The following is a 26115-nucleotide window of genomic DNA, read 5'->3' as shown; positions in this document are numbered from 1 at the left end:
TACAAAATCATTTTGGTATTTAACAGATTATGAAGGAAAATCACTTATATTCAACTTTATGTTTTGTAATACTGATCCAGGCCACATCAATCTTCTTCCGGTATAACTATTGAGCTGTACAGGCTGTAAAGCTTCCAGCCTAAAGATTCATATAAAAGCTTTCCCTGTTCCGTCGCCACTAAGAAATGATCTGAAACCTTTTGAGACAGCGCAATTGTTTCAAGCTGTCTGATTATCTGCGTGGCAAGGCCTTTCCGCAGATGATCCTGTTCGGTCTTAATCCGGTCATAAACGGCAAGTCCGTCAACGATAACGAGCCTTCCGATGGCCGCTTCTTTTTTATGTTCGGAAAAAATCCGAACAATAAAAGAATTCGGCTGTTGCCCAAGCACTTCCATGGAATAACCATTCAGATGATTACTTTTACGAATGGTCATTTTTTCCGGACAATGCATCATGTAACCCTGCGGCTGGATTTTCCAACGTTCCGGAATAAGTGTTCCGAATTCTTCAAAAGGCGCACAAACCTTCAGATAAACCCAAGGCTCACGGATCGATTCCGAAAGCTGAATAAAATCTTCGCTTACCTCCGGGAATACATATCTCTCTTTTTGCTCCTTATCTCCAACCTGAATTTTGTATCCGGATTTCCAGGCTTCCGGCAAAGGCTTGCCCCTTGAGATCGACCAGCCTTTAAGCCATTTTTCAAGTAAATCTTTAGGAACGCGATTCATTACCAGGCTAAAAATTCTTCCTTCGAAACGGTTTTCTGTTCTCCTGCTTCAAGATCTTTGTACGTTACCGTTCCGTTTTTAATTTCCTCTTCTCCCAAGAAAACAAGATTTTTAATGCCTTTCTTTTCTGCATAGGTAAACTGTTTCCCGATCTTCGCCGCTTCCGGATATATTTCTGCCGAAATCCCTTTTTCTCTGAGCTGCCTGATGAGTTGTAAAGCTTCCAGTGTTTCGTTTCCGCCGAAATTCGCAAACAGATATTCTACTTTGGAAGTTGCCTCTTCCGGAAACAGCCCTAACTCCTCCATCACCAGATAAATCCGGTCCAGACCGAAAGAAATCCCGATTCCCGGAATATTTTTAACACCGAAAACTTCGGTAAGGTTATCGTATCTTCCACCGCCGCCGATGGAACCCATCTTCACTTCATCCGCTTTCACCTCAAAAATAGCTCCGGTATAATAATCCAGACCTCTGGCTAAAGTAATATCGAATCTGAGATTCTGAATATCCACCCCAAGATTTAAAGATTGGGTAATCACCGTTTCGAGTTCTTCCACCCCTTTCAATCCGGTTTCGTTTCCTGCAAATTTTTCTTTAAGCTGAAGCAGGTTTTCCAAGGCATCGTCAGACTGGTTAAATAAGAAGTCCAGTTTATCAATTGATTCCTGCACAATTCCGCGTTCCAGCAATTCTTTTACAACACCTTCTTTTCCTATTTTATCCAGCTTATCCAAAGCTACTGTAAAATCGATCAGTTTATCGGTAATGCCTGCAAACTCTGCCAATCCGGAAAGTATTTTTCTATTGTTAATATGAATTGTTACCGATACACCAAGCTCAGCAAACGATTTCAGATACAGCTGAACCAGATCTACTTCCTGTAACAGGCTTTCACTCCCTACCACATCGGCATCACACTGATAAAACTCTCTGAATCTGCCTTTCTGCGGACGGTCTGCTCTCCAGACCGGCTGGATCTGATAGCGTTTGAAAGGAAAAGTAAGCTGGTTATGGTTCATTGCCACGAATCTCGCAAAAGGTACGGTAAGATCGTAACGGAGGGCTCTATCAGTAAGATTTTCTGAATTAAATGGCTGATCTAAAGCTTTTTGGAAATCAGAAAGCATTAGAATCTTTTTATCTTCTTTTGCTTCATTAATACTCGAATTTAAGATCTTAAAAATCAGTCGGTCACCTTCTTCCCCGTATTTTCCCGTTAAAGTAGAAAGATTTTCAAAGCTTGGCGTTTCAAGCGGCTGAAACCCGAATAACTCGAAGTTTTTTTGTAAAGTATTGATGATATATCTTCTTCTCGCCACTTCCAATGCCGTAAAATCTCTCGTTCCTTTTGCTAAACCTGGTTTCATTTTATAATAGATAAATGATAATTAATATTTGTAAGCAGCAAAAATAAGGAATTGAGCCGACTTTTAAGACAAAGAAAAAGCCGGAGAACAATAATCTCCGGCTTCGGGTAAAAATAATACTCCCATCACTTGTGTTTCTATCTAAAATCAGATGGTTTCCAAAAGTTCCAGGATTTCTTCGCCATAATTTTCAATTTTATGCTTTCCGAAACCTTTGATGTCCAACAGTTCTTCTTTCTTTGCCGGTTTGTATTTAGCAACCGACATCAGTTCTTTATTGGTCGCAATAAAATAAGTCGGCAGATTCTGCTCTTTCGCCTTTTCCGAACGCCAGTATTTCAGGGCTTCGAGGATTGCTGTTTCATCGGAAGTCAGAATATCATCTTCCGCTGAATATTTTGTCCGCTTTGATTCTTTTACTACATCCTTAACCATTTTCAGCTCTTCGAAATACAATACAACCGACCAGTAATTTTCGTCGTTTATAAAAGCCGTTTCCACTTTTACTATTTCGTGGGATTCCAGAAAAGCATCCAACATTTTCTGATCTTTATGAAGGTATTCTTCATTGATCCGTATTTTAAAAATTTTTACTTTCATGGCAGTACCTTTTAAAATTATTTTCCTCCTAATAAAAGGATCTCGTCTACTCTGATTTCGGTGATGAATCTTTTTACTCCGTCTTTATCGTCATAAGAACGGTAAGTCAGTTTTCCTTCTACGGCAAGCTCTTTTCCCTTCGGAGCATATTTCTGAAGAATTTCTGCTGTTTTTCCGTAGGCAACCAAATTGTGCCATTGGGTTTCTTCTACTTTCTCTCCTTTTGCATTGGTATAATGATCACTGGTTGCGAGAGATACGCTGGCTTTTAAAGTTCCGTTTTCAAAGTTGATAATTTCTACTTCTTTTCCTGTGTGACCGATTAAGGTAATTTTGTTTCGTAGTGACATAATTTGCATTTTTAAAGTTAATATTCAGATCCGAGACGTTCACTGTTTTCTCAAATCTCTGTTGCAAAGATGACCCGGTTCCATAACCCCAGTCGGTATAAAACTATTTAAATTCATTTGTAGTCGTTTGTAAACGGATAAATTCCGTATCTTTGAAATGATATGAAGAAGACAATTAAGAGAACATTACGGGTTTCAAAATATGTAATCTACAAAGAAACGCTGGTGGATTATAAAGAACATTTCTGGTCGTTCCTGGGTGCATTTTTCGGAATCGGCATTATTGCTTTCATTCAGTCACACAGCTTATCGGCCACAGAAAACATTTTTTTAATCGGTTCTTTCGGGGCATCAAGCGTTTTAATTTACGGAGCCATTCAGAGCCCTTTGGCCCAGCCCCGCAATCTTATCGGAGGCCACGTCATTTCCGCTTTGGTAGGAGTAACAGTTTATAAAATTGTTCCCGATATCATCTGGCTTTCTGCACCATTGGCTGTTGCTTTTTCTATTGTCTTAATGCAGTATACCAAAACTTTACATCCACCCGGCGGCGCTACGGCGTTAATTGCCGTAAGCTCAACAGGGAAAATTCCTGAACTGGGATTCTGGTATGTATTGTCACCGGTTCTTTCAGGCTGCCTTATTTTATTGCTTACTGCGCTTTTTTTTAATAATATCACCTCCAACAGAAGCTATCCTGCACACAGCAGGTTTAAAGAACTGCTCAGAAAAAAACACAATCATCCACACAAATGAAAAAATAAAAAATTATGGAATGTCTCGAATGCGGCGAAAAAATTATCGGAAGATCAGACAAAAAATTTTGCAATGATGCCTGCCGAAACGCCTACAACAACAAACAGAATAAAGATTCCAACAACCTGATGCGGAATGTGAACAACAAACTCCGTAAAAATTACAGAATCCTGACCGAAGTAAATACCGACGGCAAAACAAAAATTTCCCGTACCAAACTTGATGGCTTGGGTTTTGATTTTAACTATTTTACCAATTTGAAAGTTTATAAAAATGGTTCCGAATATAAATTCATCTACGATTATGGCTATAAACTTTTGGATGACGACTTTATTCTGATTGTAAGAAACCAATCACAAAATACCACCTAACATTATTATATGAAAGAAATCGTCCTAATCACCGGAGCCAACGGTTTAATCGCTAAAGAATTATCACAAAGACTTGAAAAAGAATATACCGTCCGGTTTTTAACCCGGAAAAAGCAAAATGCAAATGAGTTTGAGTGGAATGTCGATGCCGGTACAATTGATGCAACTGCTCTTGAAAATGTTTCGCACATCATTCACCTGGCCGGAGCGGGCGTCGCAGAAAAAAGGTGGACGGAAGAAAGAAAAAAAGAAATTATCTCAAGCAGGGTTGGTTCTGCCGGCCTTCTTTTAAAAACGCTACAGAAGAAAAATCAAAAACTTAAATCCTTTGTCTCCGCTTCAGGGATCAATTATTACGGGACCGAAACTACCGAAAAGATCTTTACGGAAAAAGACGGACCGGGACATGACTTCCTGAGTAAAGTAACCATTGTCTGGGAACAGGCAGCCGATGAATTCAAAAATCAGCGGGTTGCTGAACGCGTTGTGAAACTGAGAACCGGCGTTGTTCTTTCTGAAAAGGAAGGAGCTTTAAAGAAGATGCTTCCGACCATAAAAGCAGGCATCGGATCTCCTCTGGGCACCGGAAAACAATACATGCCGTGGATTCATATCCAGGACATCTGCTCCATGTATGAGTTTGCGCTGAAAAATTCTGAATTGGACGGAGCTTTTAATGCCGTTGCTCCTGAGCATGCAACCAATAAAGATCTGACGGTACAGGCAGCTAAAGTCCTGAAAAAACCATTATTCATGCCTAATGTTCCGGCGTTTGTTTTGAAGCTGCTCTTCGGTGAGCTTTCAGTAGCAGTCCTCGAAGGTTCAAGGGCTTGTTCGGAAAAAATACAGCATGCAGGCTTTCATTTTAAATTCCCTGATCTGAAGGAGGCGTTAAAAGATCTTTTAAAAAATTAAAAACCAAGACAATACAATTTATGCACGATACTAAAGTAACGATTGAAAAAACGGAGATTCTATCCGATAATTGGTACACCCTAAAGAAAGTAACCTTTACTATTCAGAAAAAAGACGGCACTTTTGAGCAGCAAAGCCGTGAAGCCTACGATCGGGGAAATGGCGCGGTAATCTTATTGTACAACAAAAAAGAAGAAACGGTTATATTAACCCGACAATTCCGGCTACCCACGTTCATTAACGGAAACGCATCAGGCATGATGATCGAAGCCTGTGCCGGCCTGCTCGACAACGATAATCCGGAAGACTGCATCAGGCGGGAATCCGAAGAGGAAACCGGATATAAGATTTCCCATATCGAAAAGATTTTCGAAGCGTATATGTCGCCGGGTTCGGTTACGGAAATCCTTCATTTTTTCATCGCGGAATATTCTGCGGAAATGAGGATCAACGAAGGTGGCGGACTTGCTGACGAAGGAGAGAACATCGAAGTGCTGGAAGTTGCCTTTGCTGAGGCACTGACGATGGTTGATTCCGGGGAAATCAGGGATGCCAAAACAATCATGCTCCTTCAGCACCTGAGAATTAAAAATATTTTGTAGATTCGGCCGTTCTAATAATAAATCTTATCCAATGAAACTCCTGTATACCCTAAGCTTTTCCGTACTTCTATCGGTTTCTGCAGCTGCCCAGAAAACCACAAAGGCCGGTCTTAAAGATAAAGCGGTCATCGAACATTTTAAAAATGATTACAAAAAGAAAAACTATAAAAAGTTTACCGGACAGATCACCGTAAAAGACAAACAGATTGTATTTGACAATAAGACAGTTCTGTATGATCCTGCTGATAAAATTACCACCCTCCTGCTGAAGGAAGGATTGGTTTATCCGCAGCTTCTTACCGATTTTCAGGTCGATAAGTTTGAAAATGAGGACAGCGACAGAACCCAGAAGCGTTTTGCCAAACTTCAGAAAAACTGGAAAGATGCTTTCGATGTCAACAACATCAGGCTGAGTAGTGCGTCAGAGCAGGCTTTTTTAAGTTCAGATCCTACGGTTAAAAGATTCAAAGTGATGTGTAAAGACCCGAAGTTTCCGAATATGATGGCGTATTATTTTGAACTGACCGACAAAAGAGCAGATCAAAATACGTCCACTGAAGAGTTCATTAAAAATGCGAAGCTTACGCATATTTTTCAAAGGACAGAGTAATGATTAATCAATGATTAACTCTCCAATCACCGATTATTTCAATGCCATATGCGAATTCAGGCAAGGACATCCGGTTGTCAAAGGACATCCGTTACGGACTAATGATCCGGGAATGATGACCATTCGTGATGCACTGAGCGGGTTAAAGAAAGGTCTGCAAAAAAGGTATAAAGAATTTAGAGACATTGATTTGACCATAGAAATCTCCCGTGGTATTACCAATTTACCTCATGTGCTCTATGCCTGCATTCTCCCACCCGGCCAACTGGTTCCAAATGGAATTTACACCGTAATCTGTTTTGATGTATTAGGCAGAGGCGCCCTCGTCGGCTGCGTGGAATCCAAAGTAACTTCCAAAGGCCTTAAAACCGTACAGCGTAAAAGAAGTCCGGGGCTTTTATCTATTGATGTGGACGGTGCCAGCGAACGGACGAAATACAACAATGTATTTGTGAACCCGAAAGAATTCTATTATCCTTTGGAAAATGAAAATGCATTAGACCTGCATATTAAAGAATCGCTGGAATTGGCGCTCTCCCTATTAACTTAATCCCTGTTAACGTTTATAACGTTAACAGGGATAAAAAATATTTCCTACATTTGTCCGGAAATAGTTCTTTAACATCCTTCATCAAACGGAAAAGGTTTTACGTAAAGTAGATTAATAGGGAATCGTGTGAGAATCACGAGCTGTCGCGCAACTGTAAGTAATACCCCAAAGGTTTTTGTCCGAGTATATCCACTGTGCAAACGGGAAGGATGACAGAAACTGTTATAAGTCAGGAGACCTGCCTGTTCCGAATTGACAATGCTCTCGCGGTCTGGAGCTTTTGGGTCATACAGATGATGCATTTTGAACGTATTTTGGTTTAAATTTCCACCTGAATGTATTTTATTCAGGACTTTTATTTTTAAGTTGCAGTGAACTGCGGATTTGTTGCTGTAAAGCGATGGATACCCGTTATTATCTTTTCTGTCTTTGAATGGGCAGGAATTACGGCATTTTACTTAACGACTTGAGTCAAAAAATAAGATTTTCAAACCAAATCCATATCCTATGGGAAAAATACGTCATTAGTGTATCCTTTCTATTCCTTAAAATTCCTTCCCCGCGCGCATTGCGAAGCATCTGAAGAACTTTTAAAATTATTGTTTCATTTAAAAGTTTTAAGAACATGCAAACGCACATTCTTGGCTATCCGCGTATTGGTAGCAACAGAGAACTCAAAAAAGCCTGCGAGCAGTATTGGACAGGCAAAACCGATGTAAACACTCTTTTGGAGACCGGCAGGACCATCAAAGAAAACAACTGGAAGCTGCAGCACGAGGCAGGCATCGACCTGATTCCGTGCAACGACTTTTCGTATTATGACCAGGTATTGGACATGACGCTGACGGTAGGCGCCATTCCCCAGCGTTATCAGGAAATCGCTTCCCAAAAACATGAGTTGGACCTTTATTTCGCCATGGCCAGAGGATTCCAGAAAGAGGGTCTGGACATTACCGCTATGGAAATGACCAAATGGTTCGATACCAATTACCATTACATCGTTCCTGAGTTCCGGAAGGACCAGGAGTTCAGCCTGTTTTCAGATAAGATTATTAAAGAATTCATCAGTGCGAAAGAGGCAGGAATCCAGGCAAAGCCGGTGATCATCGGTTTGGTAACGTATCTGTTGCTCGGTAAAGAAAAAGAAGAAGGTTTTGATAGGCTGGATCTGGCAAATAAGCTGCTTCCGGTTTATTTTGAAATTTTAAAAGGACTGGAAAACCACGGTGCGGAATACATTCAGTTTGACGAACCGTTTTTAGCATTGGATCTTAGTGATAAAGCAAAAGAGACCTACCGATTGATCTATGCTGAAATCCGTAAACAGTTTCCCAATCTGAAATTCATTCTCGCTACTTATTTTGAAGGCTTGCAGAACAATCTTTCATTGGCCTCTTCCCTGCCGGTGGATGTTTTACATATTGACCTCGTGCGTTGCCCCGAACAGCTGGATGAGGTTTTACAGACGATTCCTGAAACACTGAGCCTCTCCCTGGGAATTGTTGACGGCCGGAATATCTGGAAAAATGATTTCGAGAAATCATTAAAATTCATTGCAAAAGCGGTACATAAAATAGGTTCCGGGCGTGTGTTCATTGCTTCTTCCTGTTCATTACTCCACGTTCCTGCCGATCTTGATGCAGAAAAAAACGAAGAGGCTTTGTCCGGGGAAATTAAGCAGTGGATGGCATTTGCCAAGCAGAAAGTCCAGGAAATCGTAATCTTACAAAAATTAGCTTCTGAAAATCCGGATTACAATACGCTGCAGCAGTTAGCCGAAAATAAAAAGGCCATAGAAAACCGCAACACCTCAGCCTTAATCCATCATCCAGAAGTAAAAGACCGTGTTGATGTAACGACTGAAGAAGATGCGAAAAGATCTTCTTCGTTTCAGGCAAGAAAAAAATCTCAGCAGGATATTCTTCAGCTTCCGTTATTTCCTACAACTACAATCGGCTCCTTTCCTCAGACTAAAGAGGTAAGAGCCTGGCGTTCAAAATTCAAAAAGGGAGAACTGAGTGCCGCACAATATGATGCTTTACTTAAAGAAGAAACCGAAAGAACCATCCGCTGGCAGGAGGAGATCGGAATCGATGTGCTGGTTCACGGAGAATTCGAACGAAACGATATGGTGGAATATTTCGGCGAGCAGCTGGCCGGGTTTGCGTTTACCCAAAACGGCTGGGTACAGAGCTACGGAAGCCGCTGTGTAAAACCGCCGGTGATTTACGGAGATGTTCACCGCCCGGCTCCGATGACGGTCTACTGGTCGGAATATGCCCAGTCTTTAACTTCAAAATGGGTGAAAGGAATGCTGACCGGACCGGTTACCATTCTTCAGTGGTCTTTTGTCCGTGATGATCAGCCCCGTTCTCTAACCTGCAAGCAGATTGCTTTGGCGATCCGTGATGAAGTCACTGATCTTGAAAAAGCAGGCATCCGCATTATCCAGATCGATGAGCCTGCAATCCGTGAAGGCCTGCCGTTACGAACTTCCGAATGGCAGAACTATCTGAAATGGGCCGTTGAGGCTTTCCGTATCTCGGCCAGCGGTGTGGAAGATGCCACGCAGATCCACACCCACATGTGTTATTCTGAATTTAATGACATCATTCAAAATATCGCCGATATGGACGCGGATGTCATTACGATTGAATGTTCACGAAGCCAGATGGAGCTCCTGAACGCTTTTGCCGATTTCAAATATCCGAATGAGATTGGTCCGGGTGTGTATGATATTCACTCACCAAGGGTTCCGTCCAAAGAAGAAATGGTGGAGCTGCTGAAAAAAGCTCAGGCTGTGATCCCGGCAAAACAGCTTTGGGTAAACCCTGACTGCGGTTTGAAAACCCGGCATTGGGAAGAAACCGAGAAAGCGCTGATTGCGATGGTTGCCGCCTCAAAAGAAATGAGCGAGGTATTCGCTGTGTAAACGCTTTACTTGTTGATATTTATTTTTTCGGGAGCCTTTCGGGGCTCCTGTTTTTGTTTTTAAGCTAAATTGTTTTGTTAGAAAATTTAGATTATATTCGTAATTAATTCAAATTTGCTAAAATCATGATTATTGAAATAAAAAATTTTGGCCCTATAAAAAACATAAAATTTGATCTTTCAAAAGATTTAAATTTGATTTATGGAGATAATGCAATTGGTAAATCTTATGCAACATATTGTCTCTATTGTCTGATAAAAAATATTAAAAATAAATCTATTTATCAGTACTATACTTATCAGGATAAAGTTGATAATAAATTTTCAAAATTTGTAAAAAGAAAATACAAAAATCTTAAACAAAATAATAGTGTAAATATAAGCAAAGACCTAGTAGGATTTATTGAAAGTGATCTAAAAGAAATTATTCTAAGTGGATTACAAAATTCTTTATTAAATACTTTTTCATCTTTAACTAATTTAAAAAATAGGTATACAAATTTAAACTATGAAATATTAATCCATGTATCAACAAATGAATGTATTTTAATCTATTCTGATGATGATGGAAATTTAGATTTATCTTATGAGAATGATATAAAAGAACTTAAATTTTTATTAAAAGATACAATTTCGACTAAATATACTTTAATAGGTGATCGAAAAAAAATATTTGGTGAACCTGATGAAGATTCTTTCTCTCAGAGCTTTCGCCAGCTTTTAATTAACAAAGTGAATGATATATTAACGAAAGTAGATTTTAATATTAAAGATATTTATTATCTTCCTGCAAGCAGGTCAGGCTTATATCAAGCGTTAAATGCCTTTACACCAATAATTGCCGAATTAACACAAAATCGTTTTTTTATTCAAAACAAAAGTATTGAATTACCATCATTGTCAGAACCGCTCTCAGACTACTTTATTGATTTATCAACTATTGATAAAGAAAATATTAATGAAGATTATTCTGATATTATTACTCAATTACAAAATGATTTATTAAAAGGCGAAGTAAAATATGATGATAAAACTAAAAGAATTCTTTATAAACCACAAAATATCGATTTAGAATTAAATTTATCTGAATCGTCGTCTATGGTTGCAGAATTATCGCCTCTTGTGATTTACTTTAAACATATTTTAAATCATAAATATTCTTCAATTAAGAAGAATAACATCTTTTTTTACGATCCCTTTTATTCAAGAAAGAGACGTCGTGAGAAAGGATATGATATACTATTCATTGAAGAACCAGAAGCACATCTTCATCCGGAAATTCAAGTAAAATTGATTGAGCTCTTTGTAAAACTAACTAAATATAAGTTAAAAATTTTCATTACATCGCATAGTAACTATATGTTTAATAAAATTAATAATATACTTATTAAAAATGAATTAGATCCTAAAAAAATGAGCGTACATCATTTAATCAAGGATACTGATTATTCAACAATTGAAGGTAATATGGAAGTAGATGAAGAAGGAATAAATGATAATAATTTCCAAGATATTTCAGAAAAACTATATATGGAAAGGTTAAATTATTTTGCTGAAGGAGATGATTAATAAAATTAAGTCCGATAAAACTCTTTCGCAATTTATAGTTGAGAAATGTTGTGAAAATGATATTTGTGTCACATTAGACGAAAATATAGGGAAAGATTCTTATGTAATCATAAAGGTTGATGATTATTATAACTCCTTAAATTTAGCAAAAACTCCACCTTCAATTGACTGCTTAATCATTAATAAATGTATTAAAAGTGGATATGGTTTAACTTTAGTAGAATTAAAAAATATTACAACCTCTCAATCATTTTGCAATGATAATATGCGACAAAAATTTGAGACAACTTTATATGATTTTATAAAAGATAAATTTAAAAAAGTTCTTGATCTAGATTATAAAAAGACAAAACTCTTTTTTGTAACTAATAAAGAAGTATATAAGAGAGATTTAGGATTAAAACTTGAAACATTAATAAACATAAAATTTATATTTTAATGGTAAAAGATTAATGATTGAGCCTAAAATGCCAACTCCAACAATTAAAAATTGCTATTAATTTTAAAATGGAGAAATTATTTTAATATTTATGTTAATTTGTAGTTAATCAATTATAAATTAAATGATTATTTATCAATTTAAAACCTTAATTTTGCAGTCCGAAATAAGGATCCAACCATATGAAAAAATTAGGCGAATACAGAAAGTTGCTGGAAGTAGATAAAAACGTAACGTTAAAGGAACTGAAGACCATTTACAGGAATACGATGAAAGATACGCATCCTGATAAATTCATCAACGACGAAGCCGGAAAGCTGGAAGCGGAAGAGAAAAGCAAATCGGTAATCGAGGCTTATCACTTTTTGGTAAGCATCAATCCGGAAACGCAGGAGAAATACAAAGAAGAATACACGGAAACCATCACCACGTCGAATATTCAGGATTTTTACCTGGAAAAATCCATCCTTACGGTGCAGCACCTCAACGGAAATATTTATGAATACCTAAGTGTTCCGAGAAATACCTACATTAAAATGGTAAACGCCGATTCGCCAAGCCGTTTTGCAAGAAGGCATATCTATGGAAGCTTTGTTTACCGGAAAGCCGGTGAAGTAATGGCCGATTAATTTTCTAAAAATATATAATTAAGACTTTCAGGTTTTCTGAGAGTCTTTTTTATTTTGATATTTCAGGAAGCCCGGGATAAAAAACACAAAGAACGCTAATTTTCTCAGGGATGATACAGATTTTGACAGATGATCGTGTGGCTTCGATAACCTTATTGGGATAGTTATTCCTTTAAACCAGGGAATATAAAAATCTTTGATTTTTAAAACTTTTGTGCGCTGTCATACCTTCAGATATTCATCTTTAGTATATAACGTGAGTTCGATGTAAAATAAGGTATATAGTCAATACAATTGATTTCAGCCCATTTACTACAGCATGCCTGATGATCGGACTTTGGCTACATGCGGACAGATTTTGGCTAAAGCCGGATGTATGGCGTCATAATGAAGTCGGGCTAAAGCCCGACCCTATTGATTGATGCAGCTCATTTAACGTGAACCTTAAAGTAACCCTGCTTAGAAATCTCTAATTACCTCTCTGCTTTTATTTTATGCAACGTATTTTAAATCAGATAAATAATCTCGAATTCACGTGATATACAGCATCTGCATCTTTGGTGACTTTTGACTGCGTCGAACCTCCGGTTTGCGGTTAAAAAAACTCAGTGTAATACATCTTTCATCAAATAAAAAAAGCGCATCATTGCTGATACGCTTTTCGGTTAATTAAAGGTTGATTATTAATAGTTAGTCTATATGTTTCGGCGTAAATCCGTCTTCGCTCAGGTCTCTGTGCTGGTAATCGGCTTTCATTTCCGCTTCATAATCTACCGGCTGCCCTTTGCCCATTCTTCGTAAAACGGAATCAAAGAGTGAATATACAACCGGTACGATAATCAGGGTCAGGAATAGCGATGAGGTAAGACCTCCGATGATTACCCATGCCAGACCGTTGTTCATCTCTGCTCCGGCTCCTTTGGCAATCGCGATCGGGATCATCCCGAAGATCATCGCAATCGTTGTCATCAGAATTGGACGGAGACGGGCGTGGTTGGCCTGGATCAGCGCATCATGGGTGTTGGCCCCGGCTGCTTTTCTCATGTTGGCAAAGTCGACGATCATGATCGCGTTCTTCGCTACCAGACCGATCAGCATGATCATTCCCAGCATCGTAAAGATGTTCAGTGAGTTTCCGGTGATGGCCAGGATCACCATAACCCCGATCAGTGCCAGCGGAATGGAGAACAGTACCACAAACGGATAAACGAAGGAATCATACAGGGAAACCATTACCAGGTATACCAATACGATGGCTGCCAATAAAGCGATCCCCAACGTACCGAAACCTTCAGTCTGGTTTTCCATATCCCCGCTCCAGATGTACGATACACCCGCCGGTTTTGTTTTTTCATTATCCATGAACATGGCAGCCCACTCGTTGGCAACGTCTCCTACCGGACGGCCTACTACTTTGGATTTCACTTTCACTGAAGGCGATTTATCTCTACGTTCCAGTAAGCTTGGCCCGGATCCCATTTTCACATCGGCAAACTGACTTAATCTGATCTGCTGTCCCTGAGGATTGGTAAACATCAGGTTCCGTACGTCGTCGATCGACTGTCTGTTGGCATCACCGAAACGGATGTTGATGTCGTATTCGTATTCACCAGCTCTGAATTTCCCGTCGGTATTACCACTGAATGCTGTCTGCATCGTCTGTCCTACGCTGGAAAGGTTTAAGCCTAAAGCAGCCATCTTATCACGGTCGATATTTACCTGCACTTCAGGGTTCCCGCTGTCGGTTGACAATTCGGCATCTACTGAACCCGGAACTTTTTTAAGGAGATCAAGGATTCTTTGTGCTTCTTTGTTCGCAGTTTCATTATCCTGAGCGGTTACCACCAGTTCTATCGGGGCGTTATCCGCTCCCATCAATCCGATCGGTGCCGTTTTGAATTCAACCCCGGTGAATTTCTCTTCCAGTGCTCTTTTAATCTTGGCGGATTTGATATCGGTACTTTCGTTACGTTCCGATTTATCAACCAAAATTACCTGAATCTCCGATTGGTATAAGGTTGCCTGCGCTCCTCCGAATCCGGAAGATTGCTGACCTACTGTGGTGATCATATCTATTACATCCTTGTCATTTCTCAGGAATTTTTCAACAGCAAGGGTAACCTGGTTGGTTTTCTCTACTGAAGCGTCTTTCGGCAATTCCATCTGAACAAGGAACTGTCCCCGGTCCATTTTAGGGAAGAATTCCCCTCCGATAAATCCGAATGCCACCAGCATGAAGGAAGATATTAAGATAATAAAGGTTACCACCACCGTCATTACTCTTCTCAAGGTGGTTTTTAAAGCCCATTCCAAAATACCTGTAATCCAGTGGGTGAATTTCTCCAATTGCTTTTCGAACCAGAGAATAAACCTTTCAAAAACATTCTTCCCGGTAAGGTGTACCAGTTTCCCATATCTTGAAGACAACCAAGGAATGATGGTAAATGAAGCAAGTAATGACAACATAGTAGCAATAACTACCGTGACACAGAATTGCGCCAGGATATCTGATACCAATCCGGAACTCATTGCAATCGGTAAGAATACCACCACAATTACCAAGGTAATGGCGGTTACGGTAAACCCGATTTCCGAAGCTCCGTCATAAGCCGCACGGATCCTGCTTTTCCCCATTTCCATGTGTCGGTATACGTTTTCCAGTACTACAATCGCGTCATCCACAAGGATACCTACTACGAGTGAAAGTCCGAGTAAACTCATCAAATTCAGGGTATAGCCCATCAGGTACATTCCGATTACGGTAGCAATCAGGGACATCGGGATCGAAACCATTACGATGAATGCGTTTCTGATGTTGTGAAGGAACAACAACATGACCACCGCTACCAGGATAATCGCTAAAAATAAGTCGAAAATTACGTGGTCCGCCGCTTCCAGGGTAAAGTCGGTTGAGTCATCAACGATATTCAGTTTAAGCCCCTGCACTTTATAATCGTTCTGAACCTGGGTAATGGTTTTCTTCACCAGATCCGATACCGCTACGGCATTCGCATCCGATTGTTTTTTCACCTGAAGCAAAATCGTGGAATTCTGGTTGTATCTCGCGATCTTCTCCACATCTTTTTGTGAATCGAAAACGGTTGCAATATCAGAAAGACGTACCTGTGCTCCATTTTTGTTGGAAACCACCAGATTGTTCAGCTCTGCTACATTTTTATATTTTCCGGAAAGACGGATCGTCGATCTCGAAGTTCTCGTTTTCAAAGCTCCCGTCGGGAAATCCAGGTTGGAAGAGAGGATTGCCTGCTGTACATCACCGATGGACAATCCGTACCCCTGAAGTTTCTTTTCATCCAGATTTACCTGGATCTCTCTTTCCTGTCCACCCACAAGGTCTACCTGAGCCACTCCGTTTACACGGGAGAAGATCGGTTCCACTTTTTTATCAAGAAGATCATAAAGCTCTTTGTTGTTGAGCTTGTTGCTGGTAATACTCAGTGTCATGATCGGAAGATCATCCAGCGAGAATTTCTGCAAGGACGGTGGATCTACATCATCCGGAAGGTCTGCCAGGATCGCATTTACCTTTCTCTGGGCATCATTCAAGGCATAGTTGACATCGGCTCCCGTGTTTAGCTGAACCATGATCACCGATAAACTTTCGTACGATGAAGATTCTACCTTTTTTACGTTCTCCAGAGAACCTACGGCATCTTCAATCTTACGGGTCACGGAAGTTTCCACCTCCGCCGGAGAAGCTCCGGGATACACCGTAGAAATGGTGACCATATTGGTTTCAAACTTCGGAATCAATTCATACCCCATCATGGAGTAGCTTAATAAACCGCCCAGCGTAAGGATCGTAAAGAGTACGATCACCAGGGACGGCCTTTTAATGGATATTTCTGCTAACTTCATCTGCTCTTACTTTACGATATTGATTTTGGAACCGTTGTCGAGGTTGATCTGTCCGCTGGTAATTACCTGCTCTCCTCCTTTCAGTCCGCTCAGGATCTGAACTTTATCGCCGTATACCTTTCCGGTCTGTACGGTGATCAGTTTAGCAGTTCCGTTGTTCACGATAAACAGCTGTCCTGAGCTTACACCGTTTACGAAGGCCTCTGCCGGAACCGTCAGCATATTCTGGGTTTCCGCACCGTTGTTGGTTTTAAAGGTTGCCGTTGCATACATCCCCGCTTTCAGGTTTCCTCTGTTCTGAACTTCGATTTCTACCGGGAAATTCAGAGAAGCGTCACTCTTAGGAGCAATGAAGGTAATTCTTCCGGTGAATGTTTCATCCGGCAATACATTTACTTTAATAGATACTTCCTGGCCTAGGGCAATTCTTCCGATCTGGCTTTCATCTACCAATACGGAAAGTTTCAATGAATTGATGTTTACAATTTCAAATAGAGCCGTTCCCGGTGCTACCACCATTCCCGGTTCTACCATTTTTTTGTTGATGGTACCGCTGATCCCCGCACGTACGCTGGTATCGTTTACCCTTACGCCCTGTGCGCGTACTGCCGCCTGCGCGTTCTTCAGCTGTAATCTTGAATTATCCAGCTGCTGTCTGGTAACCCCTCCTGTTTTAAACGCATTTTCATAACGCTGATTGTCGATCATGGCATTCTGTAAATTGTTCCGAGCCTGGGTAACATCTACTTCGATCGCATCTTTCTTGATGGTTGCCAATACCTGGCCTGCCCCTACTCTTGATCCTTCTTTTACCAGGACGCTTACAATCCGTCCTGAAATTTCGGAAGACTGGTTGGATTCCTGTTTTGGGATAAAGGTTCCGTTTGCGGAATAATCGGTATCAATATTTTCTCTGGAAACGGTTACAACGTTTACATTGATCTTGTCTACCTGCTTGGCCACTTCCTGTACCTCTTTGGTCTGTTTTTCTTTGTTACCGGCAATCTTGTATGCTGCCAAACCGACCAGTACGGCCGCCACGATGATATATATTAGAGTTTTTTTCATTGTAGTTTATTATGGATTTTGTAATGTATTCAGTTCACCTTTTGCTTTAATCAGCTTGATCTCCGCCTGCTTATAATCCAGCAGCGCATTGGCATAGTTCTGTTTGGCTTCCGTAAGGGCATTTTCAGAATCCAGCACTTCCGTAAGTGTAGCCAGACCGTACTGGTAGTTGGACTGGGTATTTTTCTGGACCCTTTCCGCCAGGCCTACATTGTCTTTCGTATTATCGATCTTAATGAGGGCATTTTCCATATTGGTAATGGCGTTTCTGTAATCAAGGCTCAGGCTCAGCTGCGTATTCTGAATATCCTGATCCAGATCCTGGATATCGATTTCCGCCTGGTTGATCTTCGCCTTTGTGGATCCTCCTGTGAAGATCGGAATATTGACGTTCAATCCGATAGCTGAATAATCACTCCAAAGAACCCCGTTATTGATGCCGTTGGTTAACGGAAACTTAGCCCCGGTGGCTCCCCAGCCATAGTTGGCTACCAGATTAACTGTTGGATAGCGGTACGCTTCAGTCGCTTTTTTGTTGTAAACCAGAAGCTCTCTGTTTTTATTTAAAACTTTTACTTCGGTACGTTCGTCCAGGTTTACGGTACTGGCTATCAACTCAGGCTTTGGCTCGATGGTTTTTTCTTCAAGCTCAATATCGGTACTGATCGGAACACCCATGTAGAATTTTAAGGCATTCTTGGATAGTTCTACAGCATTTCTCAGCGTCTGTCTGTTGGATCCGATGTTGGTTAACTGAACGTTGGTCCTGTCCAGATCAATGGATTTTGCCAGGCCGTTATCCACTAAGCTTTTGATCACGTTTCTTACCCTTTCTGTATTGGAATAACTTGCTTCTACGGTTTTCAGGTTTTCTTCCTGAACAAATACCTGATAGTAAGCCGTGGCTACGTTTTCAATCAGCTGTTCGTTGGTAAGCTGGGCATTCAGAACATAAAATTCCCTTGTGGATTTCGCTGCTTTGAGCCCGGTGAAAACCCTTTGGTCAAAAATAGCCTGCTGCAGCTGTACGGAAGCTGTGGAACTCCATGGCTGTCCCAGCTGGGCTCTGATTCTCTGTCCGCCAAATTCAAGAAGGGACTCCTGAATGATCGGATTGTAGGTAAGACCGGCAGTTGCACTGATCTGAGGCAAAGCACCGGCACGGGCTTCATCAATTTTATATTCGGCTTTTTTGATCTGTAAAGCAGCTTTTTTGGCTTCTGCCTTATTTTGGAGCGCCTGTTTGATAGCTTCCTGAAGGGAAACCTGCTGTTGCGCAGACACCGATGAAAAACCGAACATCATAAATGCAGCAGCTATTCCTATTTTTAGCTTTCTTGCAGTTATACGTTTACTTTTCATAATCTTATACTTCGTTTATTATTTTAATATGATTGTTTCTTTTCAGTGATTTTATTTCTAAAGGACGGATCATTTGAGAAATTACTTTAACTTTTTTGTTAATTCTTAAATAACATATTCAGAATAATCTCTTTTCTTTCGGAAATGATTTTATCAAATTCCGTTTCATCGATCAGCAGGTTTTCCATCAGCAGCGGTCTCACGGCACTTGGAAAAACCAGTAAGGAAATCATGTTCAGGAGAAACTGGATGGGTTTCATTTTTTCGATATTTCCCAATTCCATTTCTGTTTCAATATCAGTATACAGTTTTTCGAGTTCGTCTTCCTCAATATCTCTTTTGTGACAGTTCCCTTTATTGATCTGTGAAACAATGTAGGTTTCCAGATACGGATATTGTAAGCTGGTGGATAGACTTCCTTTTATAAACTGGGCGATTTTTTCTTTAAAAGGCAGATCCGAACTCATAATGATCTCCGATTTTTCATGTTCCACTTTATGGGCTTCATCGAAAATAATCTGAATCAGGTTATCCCTCGAGCGAAAGTAGTAATTGATCAGCGTTCTGTTGACACCCGCTGCGTCGGCAATTTCCTGTGTAGTGGCATCAAACTTACCTTTCACAAAGAATAGATTCTTTGCTGTCTCCTTGATTAATTCCTGTGTTTGGTCTTTTTTTGCTTGATTTGACATTTTTGTTAAACAAATTTGTACAAATTTAAATCAATCAATTGTTTTGACAAAATTGTTAAACAAAATAATTAAAGAAATTATTATGATATGCATCAGTTTTTTTATTGTGGTACCCGATGATTTTTTCGAGTATATTTGTTGATAAGAATCGTATCCGTGAATCATCTGCAATTACTTCCACGTGCTGAACTTCATCCTTATATATGTAGTTTCATCAACATCAGGAGCCGGGATCATTCGGATCATCCGCAGTCATTCCGAATCGTGGCAGACGGAAATCCCGGGCTTGTCTTTCAGGAAAATGAAAATTCGTTTTTAGGAAATACAGAAGAAATACTTCCGAAGCTGTTTCTTCACGGTTTAGCTACCCAATATGCCGACAAGACAGCAATCAGCTGTTACAACAATCTTATCGTCTGCTTCCAGCCTTACGGTCTTAAAGGCATTTTTGGTCTGGATGCTTCCGAATTTACCAATACCTACACAGACCTCAACGTAATTCTTAAAACCGATCTGCAAGAAAGTCTTTCCGAAACCCACTCATTTTATGATAAGGTAAAAATCCTGTCGGAATTTTTCCTGAGCCGTATTGCAGAAAACAAACAAAATCAAGCAAAGATTCAATTCATTGCTAAAACATTGAAAACCGATCATACAGTAACCTGCCTGAAAAATTTATGCCTGGAACTTAAAATTTCCGAACGGTCACTGGAACGCATCATGCAGTCTTACATCGGCGTATCGCCAAAGCAGTTTTCCCGGATCTCCCGTTTTCAGTCGGCCCTGAATTTCCTCTATCATCAGCCGATCTGCCGCCTATCAGATGTAGCTTACACTTTTAATTATTCAGATCAGTCGCATTATATCCGGGAATTCCGGGAATTTTCGGGGCTGACTCCGAAGCAATTTGTTAAGCAAGCCTCTCCTATCCAGAATTTAATCGCTTAGGATTTCGATTTAAACGTCGGCTTTATTCTATTTTTCTTTCCTATTCTACTGTTTCTTTGCTAAAAAAATTATGAGTCAAAAAAAATTTATCATTGGTATTATAGTGGGAAGTTTAAGAAAAGCATCCCTTTCGTTGCAGATGGCAAAATGGATAATGAATTTTAACGATTTGAATAACTATGAACTGATTCCGCTCAGCAATATGCCTATCTATAATGAAGACCTGGAAACGGATTTTCCTCCCGTAGAATGGGATAGTTTCCGTCAAACCGTTAAAGAAAAAGACGCTGTTCTTTTCATAACCCCGGAATACAACAGATCGGTTCCGGCGGTTCTTAAAAATGCTGTCGATGTCGGTTCCGCTCCTCATAGCCATAATGTATTCAACCGTAAGCCGGCAGCCATCATCAGCCTATCTGTCGGAAAGATGGGCGCTTTCGGAGCTAATCACCATTTGCGGCAGTCCCTCGTATTTCTCAATATGCCCGTCATGCAGCAGCCAGAAGCCTATATCGGAGAAAGTGAGAAACTTTTTAACGCAGACGGGATGATTTTAGTGAAATCCACAGAAGACTTTCTGAATGGGTTTTTAGAAGAATTTCATCGCTGGATTGCCCTTCATTTGCCTCATCAAAAATATTAATTTTAAATTCATTTCCGAAACCTTCCTGTTTTATTATCTTTGCCGGAAAATTAGTAACCGATGCGAAAACTTTTATTTCTATTGACAATTTTCTATTGTATTTCTATCTTGTCACAGAAAAAAACTCCCGAAAACAATGATTATTTCTTTTATGAAAATAAAGGCCAGATTGTAGATCAGGACGGAAAGGCAAATCCGGATGTAAAGTATCTTTTTCACTCAGCAGGTCTGAATGTACAGCTAAGATCTTCAGGATTTTCCTATGATATATATCAAGCGGAAAAGATCGATGAAAAAAATACAGTAAAAGAGAAGGATTCCTCGCAGAGATCAGAAAAATTTAAATACAAGTATCATAGAGTGGATATAGATTTAATTAATTCTAATCCAAACACAGAAATTATATCTGAAGGGAAATCACCCGATTATGATAATTTTTATAATATTCCTAATGAGCCAAACGGAATTTTAAATGTTCATCGATTTAAAAAAGTGACTTATAAAAATATCTATAATAAAATTGATCTTGTATTTTTTAAACCAAACGATACTTTAAAACCCATTGAATATAATTTCATTGTAAAACCGGGAGGAAAGGTTTCAGACATTAAGATGAAATTTAACGGTGCAAAGACATCATTAAAAAACAATAAAATTATAATGCAGACCCGTTTTGGGGAAGTGCACGAAAATATACCCTATTCCTGGATCACAGACGGAAAGTCCAAAGAAGCATCATTGATCAGCTTCAGACAATTAAAAGAAAATGTTTATGGATTTATAAGTAAACAAGATTCATATAATAAAATTTTAGTTATTGATCCTGTACCAACATTGTTATGGATTAAAAACCTCCCGAACTTGATGTGGAATTCCAATACCTATTATCGGGTTTTGGCAAATAATAACCAAGAGGTTTATACGAGTTTTACGACTATAGCCAGATACAACGTAGCAACAAGTACTTATACATTATTTGACTCTTATTCACAAAACTATGGCTACATTTCAAAATTTGATCCGTCAGGAAACAAAATTTGGGGTATTTTTTTAGGGAATCACCAATTTAACTATACCGTTGACGAGTCTAATCTGCTTAAAGATATTGCAATTACAAGTAATAATGAGATCTACGCTATCGGCCGAGCAAGAGATTCTCAGGGAGGGACTAATAACATTACTACGCCAGGAGCTCATAAAGAACATACTGTATACCAAGGACAATGGGTTGGATATGATTATGATGCTTTCTTAGTTAAATTTAATGATAGCGGCGTTAGACTATGGGGAACATACTTTGGGAGTGATAATTCTGCAGATAGTTTTGACTGTATAGCACTGGATAGCAATGAAAATATTATTTTAGGAGGATTTGGTGGAAATACTGGAATTACGACACCCAATGCCCAAATTCCAACTTACATACCAGGGTCGAACGGTATTATTGTAAAATTTTCACCAAATGGACAACAACTATATGGTTCGTATTTTAAAATATTGGAAGGTGTAAAAAAAATTAATCTTGATAGTTTTGGAAATATTTATGTTGCCAGTGACGATTATAAACAGTATTTGATTCATCCCGAAACAACACCTGGAGTTCATCAGCCAAATATGATAGGATATGGAAATGCATACCTTGCAAAACTAAATAGTAATTTTCAATTTCAATGGGGAACTTATTTTGGAGGTAAAAATGGATATGGAATACAATATAATTCAGATGAAGGAAAAACGAATATCAGAGATTTTAAAATAGATAAAAATAACAACATCATTCTTCTTGGTAATACGGACTCTCATGAGAAGATTTCAACACCGGGAACCCATCAGACAACGCGTACATCGAATCTTGGTAATGATATTTTTTTAACTAAATTTAGTCCTACAGGACATCAGATCTGGGGAACCTATTATGGAGCAACTACCAGTGTGAATGTAGATGATGATATGGCATACGCACTTTCCGTGGATGACAATAATAATCCCATATTTTCAGGATCTACATCTAATGATATCCAGATAGCCACACCAAATGGTTTTCTTCCTAATGATGGAGGAGGTTACTATTATGGTTTTTTTACAAAGTTTAATACTATGGGAAACCAGATCTGGGGAAGCTATTTTTATCGCACAATACACTCTATTTATGCAAAAAGCAATAATATATATACTTTGGGTGGTGTTGCTCTTAATAATAATTTCGCAAAGTTTTATGATTGTACATCAGGAATTTCAGTAACTTCGAATTCTCCCGTTTGTATAGGCTCCAACATTCAAATGAACGCCTCAGGAGGAACTTCCTACAACTGGACCGGACCTAACGGATTCACTTCAACGCTCCAAAATCCGTCGATTCCTAATGCAACGGCCGTCAATTCCGGAATTTATACCTGCCAGGTATCGGGAACCGGAAGCTGCGACGGAAGTTTTACGGTAAATGTAACGGTGGGTGATACTGTAGCACCCATACCGACTTTACCAACCCTTCCCGATATCACCGGAGACTGCCACACCATAATTTCGAACATTCCGACAGCAACGGATAACTGTGCGGGAACGATAACGGGAACGACAACCGATCCGCTCTCATATTCTTCACCGGGAACATACATTATCCACTGGATCTATACTGACGGTAATGGAAATATTTCGACGCAGAACCAGAACGTAACGGTAACCGCTCCTGTGCTTCCAACAGCCGTGAACACCCAGCAAACCTTCTGCGCAAGCCTTCATCCTACCCTTGCCGATATCCAGATTACCGGGCAGAATATCAAATGGTATGATGCGGCAGGAACTCTTTTAGCAGCAACAATACCTTTAGTAAACGGCCAGACATACTTTGCTTCACAAACCATCAATGGCTGTGAAAGTAATAAGGTTGCCATTCAGGTGACAGTAAATAACACGCCAAAACCAACAGGAAATTCAGTTCAGGATTTCTGTGCTTCTGCAGCTCCTACGCTGGCCAGCCTTGTTATTACCGGGGCTTCGCTGAAATTTTACGACGCGGCAGGGAATATTCTACCGATCACCACACCGCTGGCCAATGGAACGACTTATTTTGTGACACAGACCCTGAACAGCTGCGAATCCGAAAAGCTGGCCGTTACGGCAACCCTTTCAACGAATAATGTCCCGGCCAATGATTATTCCGTGACTTTATGTAACAGCACGACCGGAAATTCAATGAATGTAAATTTAACTACCTATCAGTCTAATATTATTGTTAGCCCGGGAAGTTATTCATTTACCTATACGGATAATTTAGGAAACCCAATTTCCAATCCTTCAAACTATCTGCTGAATGTAGGATCAACGGTAATTTACGTAAAGGTTTCCACACCAGACGGATGTTTTAAAGTTATAAGACTAGATATCGCATTGAATCCGAAGCCGGAATTCAATCTTCCCGAAAAAATAGATTTCTGTAAAGGAAAGACTATAACACTTGATGCCGGAAGCGGCTATGCTTCTTATTTGTGGAGCAACGGCGCAACGACACAAACGATTACGGTTTCCGCTCAGGGAAATTATTCCGTAACGGTAACGAACAGCTTCGGATGCCAGAGCACCGATAATATTCAGGTAAGCTACACCGTTTTACCGGAAATCATATCGGTGAATGTAAGCAATAATTCCGCAACGGTCATTCTTTCCGCAACAGGAAACTTTGAATATTCACTGGATAATTTCACCTGGCAGGATTCCAACATTTTCACAAATTTAAAGATCGGTGAATATATGGTTTATGTTAGAACAAAAGGCGGCTGTATTATCGGTCAGAAACCGTTCTCTATTTTCAATATCCCAAATACATTTACTCCGAACGGAGACGGCTTTAATGACCAGTGGAAAATTGCCGGACTGGAAAATTATCCGGGAACTGAGGTGAATGTATATGACCGGAGAGGTCTTCCGGTTTTCAAAGAGGTCATTTCTAAAAAACCACTGGTATGGGATGGCAAACTGAACGGAAGCCAGATCCCGACAGGAAACTACTGGTATACGATAAAAGTATCCGACGGCAGGGTATACACCGGCTGGCTGCTGATCAAAAACAGAGAATAGTATAAAGTAAAACGAGCGGAAAATTCCGCTCGGTTTTGTTTTATAGCAATCGTATTTTATCTTCCAAAATATCGATGATTTTATCTTTATAAAGTCCTCCGATGGCTTTTTTGAAATTCTTTTTACTCATCTGGACTTCATCTTTAATTTCTTCCGGTGAAGATTTGTCTGATAAGTGAAGCAGTCCATAGTTTTCTTCCAGCTTGTCCAGGATTTTCTTTTTGAATTCATCAATATTCTCAAATCCTTCAGGCTGTAGGGAAACATCGATTTTCCCGTCTTCCCGGATGGCTTTGATGTATCCGGTTTCTTCGGACAAAGGGTATAACTTTTTGAAAACATCCGAACTGTAGATCAGTCCGATATACTTTTTATTGATTACCACATTCCAGCCCAGTTCGCTTTCATTCATCATGATCAGCTCTACTTTATCGCCTTTCTGAAAAGGAAGATCCTCGTATTGCGGGTTTCTTTTAAATTTCGTGGTTCCGGTAATCAGCCCCAAGTCGTCATCGATATAAATATGCACCAGATATCTTTTGCCTTCGACGATTTTTGTTTTCTGCTGCTTGTACGGGATAAAAAGATCCTTGATGATTCCCCAATCCATAAAAGCACCGCTCGGCAGGCTCTGAACACAGCTCATTACCGCAAACTCATCCACTTCCGCCAACGGAATTTCTGTGGTGGCCTTTAACTTTCCATCATCCTGGTATACAAAAACTTCAATTTCCTCATCAATTTCCTTATCGTCGTGGGTAAAAATCTTTGGCAGAAAGGCCTTTTCACCGGATTCGTCCGTAAGGATCCATCCTGAGTTGTTTTTATCTGAAATTTTTAAAGTCTGGGTTTTTCCGATTTGCATGGATGATAAAATTAGTCGACAAAGGTACAGAAAATAATTGCAAGTTTAAAAGTTGGAGTATTTATGCGTTTTGAAGTAACCCTGGTTTTAAAGCAGAAACCAGTTTGAAAGGCTGGAAGAGGGAAGCTGAATGCTGGAAGTTGATCTTGTCGGTAGTG

The 26115-nt window shown here is 39.8% G+C and carries 22 protein-coding genes and 1 riboswitch; of the genes, 13 read left to right on the top strand and 9 right to left on the bottom strand.

The genetic code is table 11. From position 1 onward, the window contains the following. Window positions 1–86: 86 nt before the first annotated feature. The 4 genes from QE422_RS11230 to QE422_RS11215 all read right to left on the bottom strand — a co-directional run bounded on the left by QE422_RS11230 (window position 87) and on the right by QE422_RS11215 (window position 3054). Complete coding sequence (locus tag QE422_RS11230) at window positions 87–734, bottom strand: GNAT family N-acetyltransferase (protein WP_307458137.1); 648 nt, start codon at window positions 732–734, stop codon at window positions 87–89. Further along, window positions 734–2104, bottom strand: a complete 1371-nt coding sequence (hisS, locus tag QE422_RS11225) for a histidine--tRNA ligase (RefSeq protein ID WP_307458134.1) — start codon at window positions 2102–2104, stop codon at window positions 734–736. Before hisS ends, QE422_RS11230 begins: the two co-directional genes overlap by 1 nt. A 147-nt stretch (window positions 2105–2251) precedes the next feature. Beyond that, window positions 2252–2704 (bottom strand): HRDC domain-containing protein, encoded by a 453-nt coding sequence (locus tag QE422_RS11220; protein WP_307458132.1) that lies wholly within the window; start codon window positions 2702–2704, stop codon window positions 2252–2254. 17 nt (window positions 2705–2721) lie between these two features. Further along, window positions 2722–3054: a single-stranded DNA-binding protein gene (locus tag QE422_RS11215; protein ID WP_307458130.1), complete on the bottom strand. Its 333-nt coding sequence runs from the start codon at window positions 3052–3054 to the stop codon at window positions 2722–2724. A 162-nt stretch (window positions 3055–3216) separates the two neighbouring features. On the opposite strand from QE422_RS11215, the gene QE422_RS11210 reads away from it, so the two are divergent. The 10 genes from QE422_RS11210 to QE422_RS11165 all read left to right on the top strand — a co-directional run bounded on the left by QE422_RS11210 (window position 3217) and on the right by QE422_RS11165 (window position 12426). Next, window positions 3217–3810: an HPP family protein gene (locus QE422_RS11210; RefSeq protein WP_307458127.1), complete on the top strand. Its 594-nt coding sequence runs from the start codon at window positions 3217–3219 to the stop codon at window positions 3808–3810. Window positions 3811–3824: 14 nt separating this feature from the next. Further along, entirely contained in the window at window positions 3825–4181 is a 357-nt protein-coding gene (locus QE422_RS11205; protein ID WP_307458125.1) for a hypothetical protein, read from the top strand. Window positions 4182–4190: 9 nt separating this feature from the next. Then, entirely contained in the window at window positions 4191–5096 is a 906-nt protein-coding gene (locus tag QE422_RS11200) for a TIGR01777 family oxidoreductase (RefSeq protein ID WP_307458122.1), read from the top strand. A 20-nt stretch (window positions 5097–5116) separates the two neighbouring features. After that, window positions 5117–5698 (top strand): GDP-mannose pyrophosphatase NudK, encoded by a 582-nt coding sequence (gene nudK / locus QE422_RS11195; protein ID WP_307458118.1) that lies wholly within the window; start codon window positions 5117–5119, stop codon window positions 5696–5698. 31 nt (window positions 5699–5729) lie between these two features. Next, window positions 5730–6308 carry a hypothetical protein gene (locus tag QE422_RS11190; protein ID WP_307458115.1) on the top strand — a complete coding sequence of 193 codons (579 nt, stop codon included), beginning with the start codon at window positions 5730–5732 and terminating at the stop codon, window positions 6306–6308. A 10-nt stretch (window positions 6309–6318) separates the two neighbouring features. Next, window positions 6319–6858 carry a hypothetical protein gene (locus QE422_RS11185; protein WP_307458113.1) on the top strand — a complete coding sequence of 180 codons (540 nt, stop codon included), beginning with the start codon at window positions 6319–6321 and terminating at the stop codon, window positions 6856–6858. Between the two features lie 75 nt (window positions 6859–6933). After that, a riboswitch (cobalamin riboswitch) is annotated at window positions 6934–7119 on the top strand. A gap of 364 nt (window positions 7120–7483) precedes the next feature. Further along, window positions 7484–9790 (top strand): 5-methyltetrahydropteroyltriglutamate--homocysteine S-methyltransferase, encoded by a 2307-nt coding sequence (gene metE, locus QE422_RS11180; RefSeq protein WP_307458110.1) that lies wholly within the window; start codon window positions 7484–7486, stop codon window positions 9788–9790. Window positions 9791–9915: 125 nt separating this feature from the next. Beyond that, entirely contained in the window at window positions 9916–11358 is a 1443-nt protein-coding gene (locus tag QE422_RS11175; protein WP_307458107.1) for an AAA family ATPase, read from the top strand. After that, on the top strand, window positions 11351–11797 hold the full coding sequence (locus QE422_RS11170) for a hypothetical protein (protein WP_307458105.1): 447 nt from the start codon (window positions 11351–11353) through the stop codon (window positions 11795–11797). The genes QE422_RS11175 and QE422_RS11170 overlap by 8 nt, the downstream gene beginning before the upstream one ends. A gap of 182 nt (window positions 11798–11979) precedes the next feature. Next, window positions 11980–12426, top strand: a complete 447-nt coding sequence (locus tag QE422_RS11165) for a KTSC domain-containing protein (RefSeq protein WP_146939660.1) — start codon at window positions 11980–11982, stop codon at window positions 12424–12426. Between the two features lie 690 nt (window positions 12427–13116). Here the strand turns inward: QE422_RS11165 and QE422_RS11160 are convergent. From QE422_RS11160 to QE422_RS11145, 4 genes are all read right to left on the bottom strand, one after another. Further along, a complete protein-coding gene (locus QE422_RS11160; RefSeq protein WP_307458100.1) occupies window positions 13117–16305 on the bottom strand; it encodes an efflux RND transporter permease subunit in 3189 nt (1062 codons plus the stop codon). Between the two features lie 6 nt (window positions 16306–16311). After that, window positions 16312–17373 carry an efflux RND transporter periplasmic adaptor subunit gene (locus tag QE422_RS11155; RefSeq protein WP_307458097.1) on the bottom strand — a complete coding sequence of 354 codons (1062 nt, stop codon included), beginning with the start codon at window positions 17371–17373 and terminating at the stop codon, window positions 16312–16314. A gap of 9 nt (window positions 17374–17382) precedes the next feature. After that, window positions 17383–18735, bottom strand: a complete 1353-nt coding sequence (locus QE422_RS11150) for a TolC family protein (protein WP_307458095.1) — start codon at window positions 18733–18735, stop codon at window positions 17383–17385. A 98-nt stretch (window positions 18736–18833) separates the two neighbouring features. Next, on the bottom strand, window positions 18834–19427 hold the full coding sequence (locus tag QE422_RS11145) for a TetR/AcrR family transcriptional regulator (RefSeq protein ID WP_307458092.1): 594 nt from the start codon (window positions 19425–19427) through the stop codon (window positions 18834–18836). Between the two features lie 156 nt (window positions 19428–19583). Between QE422_RS11145 and QE422_RS11140 the strand changes: the two genes are divergently transcribed. From QE422_RS11140 to QE422_RS11130, 3 genes are all read left to right on the top strand, one after another. Further along, entirely contained in the window at window positions 19584–20375 is a 792-nt protein-coding gene (locus tag QE422_RS11140) for a helix-turn-helix domain-containing protein (RefSeq protein WP_307458089.1), read from the top strand. A 70-nt stretch (window positions 20376–20445) separates the two neighbouring features. Then, a complete protein-coding gene (locus QE422_RS11135) occupies window positions 20446–21018 on the top strand; it encodes an NADPH-dependent FMN reductase (RefSeq protein ID WP_307458087.1) in 573 nt (190 codons plus the stop codon). Window positions 21019–21078: 60 nt separating this feature from the next. Further along, complete coding sequence (locus tag QE422_RS11130; RefSeq protein WP_307458084.1) at window positions 21079–25092, top strand: T9SS type B sorting domain-containing protein; 4014 nt, start codon at window positions 21079–21081, stop codon at window positions 25090–25092. Between the two features lie 40 nt (window positions 25093–25132). On the opposite strand, the gene QE422_RS11125 is transcribed toward QE422_RS11130, so the two are convergent. Then, window positions 25133–25957: a S1 RNA-binding domain-containing protein gene (locus tag QE422_RS11125; RefSeq protein ID WP_307458081.1), complete on the bottom strand. Its 825-nt coding sequence runs from the start codon at window positions 25955–25957 to the stop codon at window positions 25133–25135. Between the last annotated feature and the right edge of the window lie 158 nt (window positions 25958–26115).

Source organism: Chryseobacterium sp. SORGH_AS_0447, assembly GCF_030818695.1.
Taxonomy (GTDB): Bacteria; Bacteroidota; Bacteroidia; order Flavobacteriales; family Weeksellaceae; genus Chryseobacterium.
This window is presented reverse-complemented; position numbering and strand designations above follow the sequence as displayed.